The sequence below is a fragment of the Rhodopirellula sp. UH5 genome (assembly GCF_056839225.1).
On sequence record NZ_CM166390.1, the window covers coordinates 3336412 to 3348881 of the forward strand.

The following is a 12470-nucleotide window of genomic DNA, read 5'->3' on the forward strand; positions in this document are numbered from 1 at the left end:
CCCGAAGGGCCTAGCGTAAAAACCATGTTGTCGGTCATTCACTGCTGCTGAAATCGCGTTCGTCAAAGATACGGGCGCTATGAAACACCGCGAGAATATCGACTCTGCGGTCGGCCACGCGATATATGATGCGGTAGTTGCCTTGGAGTACCTCGCGCAGATCCTCGCGGCCAATCTCCGGAACGACCTCGCCGGAAAACGGGAATTGTCGCAATCGACCAACGGATAGCCGCAGTTTTCGTACGTAGGCAGACGCCGTAGCTGGCGCGTCACGGGCAATGTGAGCACGAACAGCACGGAGGTCTTCGCGAGACTGCCGGTCCAGTAAATTTTACTGGGCATCTTCGGCCTCAAGTTCGTCCATGAACTCGTCGTGTTCCATTACGTCGCCAGCATCGGCTTGGGCGATACCAAGTTCGATCTTGCGGAGGAGGTAAAGGCGGTCGATGACATCGTCAAGCGAGACATCGTCATCGAGGGTCTGAATTAGCGAAATAGCCTTTTCTTTGGTTGTCATAGAAAGTCCTTTGATTTATGACCGACAACGGAAGGTTTTTACGACACCGCCCTGAATGAAGCGAGCGATACCTGAACTACGAAAGATTCTATCAAAGCCATGGCCCGTTGCCAAAGAGCCAAGGTGTGCCGCAGGCCTAATGTAAACATCGTGTTATGTGACCGGAGCCCTACATTTGATCGTGACAAAGGCGGGCAAGCGTTGCAGAAGCCTCGGCAAACGAGCAGTCAATGCGTTTCGGTTTAGGATCGTGGCCATTAGCAGCAACACGAATCGCGACAGCATCCGGGCCATTCGCATCCACGGTGATAAACCGACCGTCAAACCAATCTGGATAACAGGAGTACGGCGAAATCCGCAGCGTCGTCATGGACGGAATCGCGAATAAGCCGCGCAGTTCAGGCAATTGCGAAAGCGTGGCGACCAGATCAGCCATCGCCCGCATTGAATCGGAGTTGAGTTTGCTGAAGTGATCGGCGGCTGATTGCCAAGTGGTGTCCCACGCGATTGGCGGCGTTGAGTCATCCATGGCATTACGTTAGGTCACATAACGGAAGGTTTTTACGACACCGCTTCTCTCCGAAGCCAACAAGCGTCGCAACACAAAACAGTTTACCAAATAGAATCGACGCTGCCAAAGACGCGGTGTCCACGGCGTGACAAACCAACAGGTGACAACGGAGCGAGCGGACTTGGCAAACCGAACAATGCTCCAACGACGAATCCGTGGCCCTGCGTAAACACCATGTTGGGCGGCACCTACGCGCCAATCAAGCGTTCGTATTCCGTATGATTGCCAATCCAGAACCACAACAATCCATCATCGGATTCAACGGCCAATGCACGAAAGTTTCTGCCAACACGCGCAGATCGAAAACGCCCTACTTTTTTGAAATGCAGCGCCGGATGCGTTGGGTCAGTTCTGAGCAGTGCGAAGTTCTTGTCGGCCAACTTGCGTATTGCGTCGGGCAGTTGCTTGTAGCATTCCCAGAACGCCGGGCTTGCGTGGTGATTCATAGCTGCGTCGACTTACCGGCCGCGTGATCCCGCAACGCGGCGTCGGCGAGAGAATCGAGACGTCCATCTTTCGCGTCGATTTCGATGCGTTTGTCGAACTGCGCAGCATCAAAGTCCAAGAACCACTCGCGGAACTTCGCAAGTTCCTCTGGTGGTAGATGTGAAATCGTCTTTTCGAGTTCTTCAAGCGTCATTGAGAGTTACCTTTCGAGCGGTGCCGCCCAACGGAAGATTTTTACGACACCGCCGTTGCGATGCCATTCAAGTTTGAACCACGGAAGATTCTACCAGCAGTGGGAAGCTTGAACAAACGACAGCGGTGTGCCGAAGGCCTAGCGTAAAAACCATGTTAGACGCCGCGGGCCATCAGTAGTCGACGCCCAAGTGCCAGCGAACACCAACGGATTTCAAGCGAGTCAAAACGGTCTGAAATTCAGCAAGGTCGGATAGAACGCCTGCGAAATCCGGTATGGAATCTGGATTATCAGAAATGTGTTTGGCGATTGCGTTAACGGTTGCCAGCCCACTATCCGCGTCGAACCAAGTGGCAGGCGGTAACTCGATGTCAGCATCACCGCCCTCGTCCTCCATGAATGCGGCAGCTTCGGCAGGGTCGATGCTGAAGAAGTCCATCAGGCCCGCAACGCCGAGATCGGCCGCGATCGACGATAGTTTGTGTTCGGCAGCCGATAAAGCCTTGCCATTTACGAAGGGGTCGAAATCAGGGATTTCACGTTCGGTGACGATGTAGAGTGCTGCGCCCATGAATCACCAGTAATCTAGCGGCGTCTAACGGAAGGTTTTTACGACACCGCCCTTAACGAAGCGAGCGATGTCTGAATTACCAAACATTGTACCAAGGCCAGCGATCGTTGCCAAAGGACGAAGGTGTGCCGAAGGCCTTAGCGTAAAAACCATGTTATGTGACCGGGGAGCTACCAGACGACGATGCCACCGTCATCCGCCAGACCGCACGGCCACGATCCACCGTTGTAGAGGCGGACAATCTCGCACCACCGATTCGGATTGCCAGTTGTGATCTCGCGGGCAGCCATGCGAACCGCAAAGTGCACTGCCCCAGCGGCGGCAGTGGTGTAGTTGTGCGCACCGTCAACCAGTTCGGGAACCGCGTCGGGCACAGAACGCAACGAAACCATTGCACGTTTAACGGCGGCGAGTTCGATAGCGGTATCCACGGGGTCGAGCGGAGGATTGTGGAGCGGGTCAGGTTGGTCGCGCGACGTGGGCAGCCAGTCCCACGCGTCACCGGAATTAGCGAGTGAACAACCGTGCGGCGCGACACCAAGACGTGTGAACCAAGAGGCAGCGTCGATCAAGCTATGGAGGTCGTCGATCGTCAATGCAAATCCGGCAGGTCACATAACGGAAGGTTTTTACGACACCGCCCTAAACGAAGCGAGCAGTGTCTGAACTACGAATGATTCTACCACCGGATGGAGGCTTGAACAAACGACAGCGGTGTGCCGTAGGCCTAGCGTAAAAACCATGTTGTGTGCCACTAGTGCCGGAATCGAACTATGCGGATGAGTCCGTCAAAGTCGCAATTACCGAGTTCGTCCTGCATCATCGAGAGAACGTCATCAGCGGAACCGCCGCCAGTACCTGCCCCAATCAGCGGAAAGGCCATGGATTCAAAGTTGTGTTCGGCCGCAAGCGCAACGGCATTGCGTGTGGAATCGCGGATTGATCGTTCCGAGGAACGCCACCACATGCTAATACCAGCGACATGGATTATGGATTTGAATGGGAGTTTGCCAGCGCCGGTCAGGACAGCGCCGCCGAGTGGAATTGGGCCGAGTTTGCCCAGTTCACGGAACGGAGCGTAGCCGCCGCGTTTCTTGATGGCACCGGAGACGCCCTGCGGCAGAAGCAGCCACCACGGAATGATGTTGCGGTTCCAAGCGTTCACGATGACGTCGACGTCTTGGTCGAGGAGGTCACCATCAACGGTTTGAATCTGCATTGATCTGTGGCACACAACGGAAGGTTTTTACGACACCGCCCTAAACGAAGCGAGCGATGCTTGAATCAAGATAGACTTTACCAATGCCAACGCCCGTTGCCTACCAACGAAGGTGTGCCGAAGGCCTAGCGTAAACACCATGTTGTACGCCCCGTCCACTACAGAGAGGCTATGAATTCAGCGCGAGCATCGCACCACCCCGAATCCGGTGAGGAATCCATGAATTGCAAAGTGCGATCCATGTGTTGAAAGCCAATCAGTTGCGCAATGACCGCCAGCTCCTCGTCGTCAGTGTCAGATTCTGCGATGCCGATGAAAACCTCAGCGAGATATTGCTGCCAAGAGGTAAGAACGATACGGGAATCCTCCGGCACCTCGACGTCCATTTGCACGAAGTTATTCGCATCAGGATCAAGAAAAGTGACAGTCCCAAAGTTGCCATCATCCAGCAGCGGAATCAAGCGCCCATTGGTGTAAACGTCTTGAGTGTCTGGAGCGAGAAAGAGCTCTTCAGGTGGGCCAAAGTGTATGTCGAGGTTGTGTGGAAGTTTTTTGGAGCGGTAAGAATCAGCAAAAACGTTCGCCACGCCAAGCGATTCAAGAGCAGCGAGGGATTCATCACGCGTCGACATCAGTGAAATCTAGGGGCGTACAACGGGTTTCTGTACGACAGTGTGTCGTACATGCTTGGAAAGGGGGGGAGAACGGGTGTTGATTTTAGCTGAAGGGGGCTCGGTCTGCAGCACTTGGGCGACCGGACGAGGGTGCGGGGACGCAGTGTTGCGTTCGCTGCTTCCGAGGCACGAGTGTGAAAAGCGGTGTTTTTCACACTGAAATCAGGTGGCAATCACACCTTCCCCTCTCGCAGACAAGACGAACGTCCTGCGGGGGGAGAATCCAACTCGCATTTGCGAATGGCTTAGGTTTTGATCGCCTGAGAAGGTTCCGCGTCTCTGATTCGCAGGATTCGCTTGGCAACCTCTCGCTGCACCTGCGAGAAGAACTCGGGCGACTCCAATCGCTCTCGTTGTGCCGCGGGGAGGCAACGCAGCGTCGGTTCCCAGATGTCTTGCAGTGGGATTTGCAAAGAAACCCAATCCTGGCGCGGCATCGTCGCTCGCATTCCCGGCAGTGGAAGCAATTGACCATCCTTCCAAATGTCCAACTTCACCGCGTAAGCGCCGTTTGAATCGGGGTTCGGATCCACCTCGAGCTGCATCCGGCCCACGGAGGGCCGACGCTTCGGTTGCCGTCCGGAAGAACCCGACGACGAACCAGGTTCGCCCTCCAACCGATCCAGTGGGCTGGCGACCGCAGTCGCTTTCCTTCGTGCGACCTTGGTGTACAGCGAGGTGGTTTCCAAATTGGTGTGCCCGAGCAGCTTTTGAATGAACCGAATGTCGGTGCCGGATTCGATCAGATGCGTGGCAAAGCTGTGGCGGAAACTATGTGGTGTGACCGCCTTGCCAATTCCCGACAGAATCCGAGCCTGCTTGACCGCACGTTGGATCGTCCGCGGAGAAAGATGCCGGCCGACACGCCTGTCTTCGGACGGAAACAGGTAGCCAACTCCTTTGGTGTGCCGCCACAACTGCCTCATCAGCGGTAACAGTTCGTCGGCCAACATGACGTAGCGATCCTTTTTGCCTTTGCCAAGTTGAACTCGAATTTGCTGGCGATCGAAATCAAAATCCGACCACTGCAAACGGGCGACCTCCGCGACTCGCAAACCGGTTGCATACAACACGGTGAGAAGCAGTTTGTCACGCAACGTGCGAGCGGCCTCCATCATTCGGAATCAGAGCGCCAAATGGTGACGGCTTGTCGACTCAGTCCTCAAAGACGTTTCAACGTATGGAGGATGGGCACTCTTGCCTTTTTATACCCCACAACTCGAAACACCAAAGATTAGTGTCCGATCAGAGTGGATTAGTGTTCCGCCAGAGCGGCCAAGGGAACACTCATCTCCGCTGATCGAACACGAAGCAGGTCGGCAGGAATGATCAAGCACAATCATGTGAGCCGTTTGGGCGTTAGCCCCGGTTGTGCGTGAAAACCGTGGCTAACGCCAACGGCTCACATACCCGATGACACCTGCGTACCTGCTTAATGGTTCTTGGGCAAGGGATGTTTGGCTTCGAAACGCCTGTATTTACAACGCAAACGGCTCCCAGAAGTTGTGGGGTATAAAAAGGCACTTTTGCACGTCAGAGTCGGCCAAGACCACCCATCACAACCTGAAGCGTGACGGCTTGTTGATTGAATCCTAACCCGAAGCGTGAGTTTTGGAGTTTTGTTGGCCAACGGCCTTCGTCATCGCAGCCAGGGGCATCGCCCCAGGGATCGAGAACGAAGGACAATTGGTTGGCCAACGGCCAACATCAACCCAAACGTTTTGAATTGAATTTGGCCGTTGGCCAAAATGGGTGCGTGTTCTTCTGCTCCAGGGGCGATGCCCCTGGCTATGTTGAATGAGGCCGTTGGCCATTCCCGCAAAAAGCGCAACTCCAAAAAGCGTGAGCGAGGGATCGCATGCCAATGCAACGAGCCTGTGGGTCCCTCGCTCACGCGTCGGGTTGTGAGCTCGAGGTCTCTCGGGGTTTCCGCTCCGAGCGAAGCAGGACGGCCCCATCCGGGGCGACACCGTGTGTTGCTGGCGTGCTGGTCTCGGGGCTTCCACCCCGAGCTATGGACGCAGACTCCTCCGGAGCCGTTCGGGCTCGTTCCCTCGAATGGTAACCGTCCTTGCAACGGCCGATGCCGTTTGGATACGACGGCCCCATCCGGGGCGACACCGTCGTGTTGCTGGCATGCTGGTCTCGGGGCTTCCACCCCGAGCTACGGACGCTGACTCCTCCGGAGCCATCCATGCCCAAGATGCCACCGTGCACTTTTGGTGCGCTCGCAGGTTGAAGCGGCAAGCCTCGAATGGCGTGAAACGTGGTAAATCGTGACGTTCGTAGCGATCAAGACACACACGTTTGGGCAAAAATCTCTCGACTTCGCTGTTTTGACTCAATTCCAGATTGAGTCATGAGCTGGCCTGGATAGCTTGGGAGTGTCGCCGCGAGTTGCATCGACGCCAATCAAACGGAGTGCGGGGCACGGGCCCCGGTCACGCGATTTTGCTAGAGGACGAAGGGTAATCAGAACATGAGCGAAACGAGTCAGCCGATGATCGACGAGGTGGATTTGATTCTCACCAACGCTCGACTGCGAGACGAGCTGGAACCATATCGTGATGATTCCATCGACGATCCGACCACGCGAAGCATGCCGCTTCAGAAGGAAAACGAATACCTGGCGTCGATCCTGGCCTGGGAACGAGCTCCTGCCCTCGCGATTGCCCAGTGGTTCGATCCACCGCTGCAAATCCCCGCCCCTGAATCGCTGGACGATGCAGCGTTGTCGGTGGAACTGCAGCGAACGATCCAGCAACTGCATTCTCAAAACATCAAACTCACCTACACCGACCATCTATCGGATCGCCAACTGTATCGGGTGATCTACCAGGACATCCTGCCCGCTTGCGAGAAAAAGGTCGACGCGCCGGGCAAGTGCCTGGAATGGCGATGTGTGGATGACAATGACACCTACCTGACCTACTACGCCTCTCCGGTCGAACGACGTCGGCACCAGGAAGAACATCAAGCAGAATTACCCAAGGCGAAACGCCCCAACTTCCGCCGCAGGCTCCCTGACTGAGCAACGTCCGACCACCTGGGTTGCCACTGACATTGGCAACCACCCCAAACCAGATTGCCCCAATGGAATGGGGACCTACTCGCCGGCCTTTTCGGATTGCAGGGAATCGATTCGATCGGCGATTGCCGCGGCCACCTTGGCATCTGGCCCCAAGTACCGTGAGACAACGAAATCGATCTCACTGAACTTCGCCGCGACCTCGTTTGTCTGACGAACGATCGCGTCATACAGACGCCCCGAAAACAGCAAGTGTGGCTGAACCACGATTCGCCCGAACCGACCGCTTGCCGCCAATTGCTCCAGCGTGTCAGGCAATCGCGGTTGAGCCATTGCATAAAACGTGGTGCCCCAACCACCCGCGTTGATCTCATAGCGATCCGCGATCGACTGCGAAGCGGTTCCCGAATGAGCCCCCTCAGGCATGCGTCCACGGAGCGTGACTTCGGTCAGCAATCGCATGTCCGAAGAAGCACAGGGATCCAAACTGCCGCGGCCCACCATCACCACCGCGGTTGATGGAGACGTTCCAACACCGGCTTTCCCCGCTGATTCCAGCGATTCGATCAATCGCTCGCGAACCAGATCGATCATGTGAGGTTGTCGCGAAATCGGGCGGCTGTAGCCAGCGATCCGGTTGAGCGTTTGCGTCTGGCGAGCGACGCTTTCCACCGCATCGGGAATATCGGACTTCGCATGCCCCGCGGCGAACAACAGCAGCGGCGAAACCGTGATCCGTTCCGCTCCGGCGTCCAACAAGCGTCGCCAACCTTCGTCGATCGTTGGCGATTGAAACTCCAACAGACAAGGCTGAACCATCGCTCGTCCAGCCAGACGCGAAGCCAATCTCTCGCCTAGCTCAAAGAATTCATCGGTCCCGCGTTGATCGCGAGTCCCGTGGCCGATCAGCAGAATTCCATGAGACGAGTGCCCCTTGGACCGAGACTGCAGATCTCGACCTGTGTTCAGGTTGGAGGTGGCTTGCTTTGCAGGTGAACGACCTTCCATCGAGCCAACCTCGCGGGCAAAGCCGATTACTGAACCTTTTGGGCGGAGCTGAAACCTTCTTTTTGCAAAGCGGCCAAAGCCGAGGTGACATCGAACCCAGCGTCATACTTCACGACGACTTTCTTGACTGTCAAAGTGTTCGGATCCGGCTGATCGACCAAAGCGACTTCGCTGACCGCTTCGTTCTTTTCCAGGGTTTCCTGAACACGAGGGAAGCAAGCGAATTGGCAGTGCATTTCAGGCACTTCCAAAGTCATCGTGCCAGCTTCGGCCATGACTTCCGGCGTTGCGACGACGGCAGCGGCGGTGGCTGTTTCAACTTCAGGTGCCTGATCAGGCGTGGCAGAAATGGCGACCATGATTCCAACGGCGGCCAAGGCGGCAACAACGTAAACGATCGATTTCATCGGGGAACTCATCTTGAATGGAAGTGATTTTGGAGGGCCTGGCGGTGGCAACATCACAGCGTCATCGCCGTTTCAGCCCAGCATCTAGCTTACCAATGCGGAATCCAGAATCACAACCGCCAAACCAAAGAGATGAATTTCACGCCCGAATGCCAAGCGTTTTTCGCGGCAAATCGCGGCGAATCATTGGCGAAGTGCGACAATGTGCCCCCAGCCTGGTCACGCTGCAGTGGCCCTCGACACCGCTCCATTTTCCGATTGAATGGCCTTCACGGCCGTTCGCAAGGGCGCGTCCAAATCCCAAGCCGATTTGGCACGTGGTTGCTCAACTTCCGAATCGTCGTTCTCAGAGGTCGTTTCGTTCTCTGCCGAAGGCTGCTCCGGCTCGGACGATTCCTTCTGCGGTTCCGAGGCCCCCTCGTCCGCAGCCGGCTCAACCTCCCGATCAGGATCGACCAACTTCAACTGAGCGTCCGCCAAATCTCGATTTTTAAGAGAAGGGTACGAGGCCTCTTCCCAGAAACGAGCCAATTGCCTGAGGTCCTCTTCGGAGACCTTCACATTCATGCCAGGATCAGGGCTCACTCCCCACACGTCTTCTTCCGTGTCGTCGATTCCACGGTGGATGTTTTTGTCGCTGGGCCGATAGTACTTGGCCACGGTCAGTCGCAGAGCACTGCGTCCATATTCCAAGGGCAAGATATTCTGAACGGTTCCTTTGCCATAGCTTCGCGTGCCGACGATCGTCGCTCGGCCATGGTCCTGCAGCGCGGCCGCAACAATTTCGCTGGCGCTGGCGGAATGCTCATCGATCAAGATCGCGACCGGCATCCGAGGTGGGACCAAAGTCCCGGCGGTCGCTGACACCTCGTCCTCGACCACACCGCCGCGAGTCTTGGTGCTGACAATTTTCCCGGAGCTTAAAAACATATCGCAAACTTCCACCGCGGCATGGAGCAGCCCGCCGCCGTTGCCGCGCAGGTCCAGCACCACCCCCGACACATCTGATTTCGGCATCAAACGGCTCAGCACATTTCGGAGTTCGCTGACCGTTTTGTCACCAAAGCTGGTCATTCGCACGTACACGATGTCTGGTTGCTGCCTCAAAAGAAACACCCAGTCGTTGTTTTCATCGCGGTGATCCCCGATGACCGATTCCAACTGAATGGTGTCCCTCATCACGCTCAACTTGACTTTTTCATCGCCACGCTGGACCAACAATTCGACGGTGGTTGCGATGGGGCCTCGCAAGCGTTCACTGACGGACCGGATGTCCAAATCCCCGACGTATTCATGGTCCACTTCGAGGATGGCGTCTCCCGGCATCAGCCCGGCGTGAAGAGCAGGCGAGCCCACCAGCGGGGTGATCACCCGGACCGGTTCGTTTTCAACCGGCTGATCGACATAGATCCCAATGCCGGCAAATTCTTGGTGAATCGTGTCCTGGAACGCTTGGTAGCTGACCGGGGGAATGTATTCGCTGTGCTGATCCAGCGTCGATGTCATGCCCGCCATCGCGGACGTCAGCAGAGTCCGTCGGTCGACCGGCTCGACGTAGAATCGATCGATCATCTCCAACGCTTCGCCCACCATCATCGCGGTTCTGGTTCGCTGGTGGATCACATAACACGCGAACGAGATGACCAGCACGGAACAAAGCAGCGTCAAGTTTCGTGGGAGCATGGTGAGGTCAGAAAACGGAGATGAGCGAGAACCCGCCCATCGTATCACGCCAACCGCCGTCCGACGAAACCCTGCTCTGCTAAACCCGGTTCAGTTCCGTCGAAGATTGCACGGCAGGCAAGCAAACACAAAAACGAGAGCCTTCGCCGGGTGTGCTGGCGACCGAAACATTGCCATCCTGAGCCTGGGTCAGATGCTTGACGATCGCCAGTCCCAACCCGGTGCCACTGGTGCTGGATTCTTCGTTTCGACTGCCGCGATAGAAGCGTTCAAAGATTCGGTTTTGCTCGGCCGATGGAATCCCCACCCCGGTGTCTTTCACAATCAACGCCCAATGCTCGGGCTGTTCTTCGATCGAAACCCGCACCTCTCCTCCCGTGGGGGTGTAACGAATGGCGTTGCCGATCAAGTTGTTGGCGATTGTCAGCGTCGCTTCTCGATCGGCAATGATCTTGGCCTTGCCGGGTGGGATTTCCGGAATCAAATCCAATCCATTGGCGACCGCAACGGGTTCGTAAGTCCGAATCGCGTCACCGACAATTTCCGCCAGTGAAACGCTGGACAGGTGCAGGTTTGCCGGCCCGGCCTGAGCCCTGGCCAACTGCATCATTTCGTGCACCAATCGTTCCAGCCGCAAGCACTGCGCGGTGATCTGCTGCATGAAGTGCAGAGCCGCATCGGGATCGTCTTGGACCGCCAACTCGACCGTTTCAGCGTATCCCTTGATCGCGGCCAAGGGTGTTTTCAGTTCATGCGACACGTTGGCGATGAATTCCCGACGCATGTCCTCCACGCGGCGAGATTCCGTTTCATCACGCAGCGACAATTGCAAATTCGACTCTTCGCCGGTGTCAATCAGATCCACCCGCACCCGCAAAGGACGAATGACACCCTGGTCGTGCACTTCCACCGCGAACTCCTGCGGTTGCTGCTCTTTGACCGCCGAACGAATCGACGCCAACAACTGAGGCACCCGCACCAACTCGGTGAAGCAACGACCGAGCAACGCGTCACGCTTTTTCAGCCCCAACAATCGAACCGCGGAGGGGTTGATCAGGAGGACAGAGAAATCCTTTGCCAACACGATCACCCCGTCGCTGAGCTGCAACAACGCGGAGGCGTTTTGTTTGGTTTCCGCGTGCAGGCAACGAAGCCGTTCTTGCCACTTTTGGATGTCTTCGGTGCTCTCGCGAACGTAAGCGGAAACCGCGTCGTCCCGTTGCGTGTCGTGCCAATGGCGAAACACCAGCGACAATCCGATGATGGCCAGACTGCCCCCCCCGACCAACCAGGAGGATGCCCCGGCGATGACCAAAATCAGAATCAGAACCATCCCGACGATGGCAGGACCGAACGACCGCCATCGTGGTTGGGAAAAGCAGATCGGTGAAGGTCTTGGGCGGGCGTCCGGGCTCATACCGTCATTCGATTCGACAAAGGCAAACGTGACATCACTGGCAGGTTGTTTCATCCACAGATAACGGCCATGCTAATTTGGGACGCATGCTCGATGTCTCGCTTTTCATTCAGTGACCGCCAAACCGTCCCAGTCTACCGTTTGGTGTTTTCCACAGCATCTCGCAACATAGAAGATTTGATGAAGGTTCCTGAGGGGCAGCGTGGTTCGCGAATGGGGATCGACCGGACCGATTCGCCCCCCGAGGAAACCGAGCGGATTGGTGCGACCTCGATGCCATTGGCCGATTTCGCGGGTGGTTGCCTGACATCTCTCAGTTCAGTGGTGTTGTCCTGCGGCTTGCTGCTGATCAACGGTGCCTTCGTGATGGCCTCTTTGTCGGCGTTGGGTGCGGCGGGAGTGAAATGGTTCGAAAACGAAAAGGTCAGCCAATTTTTCCTGTTCGGCGGGCCCGTAGCTCTGCTGATCGTCCAGTGGATGATGCTCGATTACCTCCGGTTCCTATGGCGACGACGCCACGCGGGATAAATCTCTGAAACCGACCTGCATCACTTTTCGGGGGGACTCGCCTCTCTTTTCCGCGTCAGAATGGTCGGTCTGGTCAGATCGTAGCGGTGAAAGGGGTTTTGAGATGACTGGATGTTGCCCGGTTCGGCAGGAAAAGCTGTTACCGGTCACGTGATTTGCGTAAACTGGGAAGCCTCTTCTGATTGATCGCCGCGCCACTCTTCTGTG

General features: G+C 56.3%; 16 protein-coding genes. 2 read left to right on the top strand and 14 right to left on the bottom strand.

The features are described from left to right. Positions 1-34: 34 nt before the first annotated feature. From UH5x_RS11795 to UH5x_RS11840, 10 genes are all read right to left on the bottom strand, one after another. Positions 35-325: a type II toxin-antitoxin system RelE/ParE family toxin gene (locus tag UH5x_RS11795; RefSeq protein ID WP_482635972.1), complete on the bottom strand. Its 291-nt coding sequence runs from the start codon at positions 323-325 to the stop codon at positions 35-37. Between the two features lie 6 nt (positions 326-331). Next, positions 332-517 carry a hypothetical protein gene (locus tag UH5x_RS11800; RefSeq protein WP_047813634.1) on the bottom strand — a complete coding sequence of 62 codons (186 nt, stop codon included), beginning with the start codon at positions 515-517 and terminating at the stop codon, positions 332-334. 169 nt (positions 518-686) lie between these two features. Then, entirely contained in the window at positions 687-1046 is a 360-nt protein-coding gene (locus tag UH5x_RS11805; protein ID WP_482635766.1) for a hypothetical protein, read from the bottom strand. A 230-nt stretch (positions 1047-1276) separates the two neighbouring features. Then, positions 1277-1534: a hypothetical protein gene (locus UH5x_RS11810; RefSeq protein WP_482635767.1), complete on the bottom strand. Its 258-nt coding sequence runs from the start codon at positions 1532-1534 to the stop codon at positions 1277-1279. After that, complete coding sequence (locus UH5x_RS11815; RefSeq protein WP_482635768.1) at positions 1531-1728, bottom strand: hypothetical protein; 198 nt, start codon at positions 1726-1728, stop codon at positions 1531-1533. Before UH5x_RS11815 ends, UH5x_RS11810 begins: the two co-directional genes overlap by 4 nt. A gap of 172 nt (positions 1729-1900) precedes the next feature. After that, positions 1901-2299, bottom strand: a complete 399-nt coding sequence (locus UH5x_RS11820) for a hypothetical protein (RefSeq protein ID WP_482634095.1) — start codon at positions 2297-2299, stop codon at positions 1901-1903. Between the two features lie 170 nt (positions 2300-2469). Beyond that, a complete protein-coding gene (locus tag UH5x_RS11825; RefSeq protein WP_482634905.1) occupies positions 2470-2730 on the bottom strand; it encodes a hypothetical protein in 261 nt (86 codons plus the stop codon). A 323-nt stretch (positions 2731-3053) separates the two neighbouring features. Continuing rightward, a complete protein-coding gene (locus tag UH5x_RS11830) occupies positions 3054-3464 on the bottom strand; it encodes a macro domain-containing protein (protein WP_482635769.1) in 411 nt (136 codons plus the stop codon). A 212-nt stretch (positions 3465-3676) separates the two neighbouring features. Beyond that, positions 3677-4150, bottom strand: a complete 474-nt coding sequence (locus UH5x_RS11835; RefSeq protein WP_283431298.1) for a hypothetical protein — start codon at positions 4148-4150, stop codon at positions 3677-3679. 287 nt (positions 4151-4437) lie between these two features. Then, positions 4438-5310: a tyrosine-type recombinase/integrase gene (locus UH5x_RS11840; RefSeq protein WP_482635770.1), complete on the bottom strand. Its 873-nt coding sequence runs from the start codon at positions 5308-5310 to the stop codon at positions 4438-4440. Positions 5311-6671: 1361 nt separating this feature from the next. Between UH5x_RS11840 and UH5x_RS11845 the strand changes: the two genes are divergently transcribed. After that, complete coding sequence (locus UH5x_RS11845) at positions 6672-7223, top strand: hypothetical protein (protein ID WP_047815665.1); 552 nt, start codon at positions 6672-6674, stop codon at positions 7221-7223. A 75-nt stretch (positions 7224-7298) separates the two neighbouring features. Here UH5x_RS11845 and UH5x_RS11850 read toward each other — a convergent pair whose 3' ends face one another. From UH5x_RS11850 to UH5x_RS11865, 4 genes are all read right to left on the bottom strand, one after another. Then, a complete protein-coding gene (locus tag UH5x_RS11850; protein WP_482635771.1) occupies positions 7299-8228 on the bottom strand; it encodes a sirohydrochlorin chelatase in 930 nt (309 codons plus the stop codon). A 26-nt stretch (positions 8229-8254) separates the two neighbouring features. Beyond that, positions 8255-8635, bottom strand: coding sequence for a heavy-metal-associated domain-containing protein (locus tag UH5x_RS11855; protein WP_047815663.1), 381 nt, complete (start codon positions 8633-8635; stop codon positions 8255-8257). Positions 8636-8854: 219 nt separating this feature from the next. Next, a complete protein-coding gene (locus UH5x_RS11860) occupies positions 8855-10318 on the bottom strand; it encodes a S41 family peptidase (protein WP_482635772.1) in 1464 nt (487 codons plus the stop codon). Between the two features lie 79 nt (positions 10319-10397). Beyond that, on the bottom strand, positions 10398-11651 hold the full coding sequence (locus UH5x_RS11865; protein ID WP_047815661.1) for a sensor histidine kinase: 1254 nt from the start codon (positions 11649-11651) through the stop codon (positions 10398-10400). A 177-nt stretch (positions 11652-11828) separates the two neighbouring features. Between UH5x_RS11865 and UH5x_RS11870 the strand changes: the two genes are divergently transcribed. Further along, positions 11829-12263, top strand: a complete 435-nt coding sequence (locus UH5x_RS11870; RefSeq protein ID WP_236696410.1) for a hypothetical protein — start codon at positions 11829-11831, stop codon at positions 12261-12263. The last annotated feature ends 207 nt before the right edge of the window (positions 12264-12470 follow it).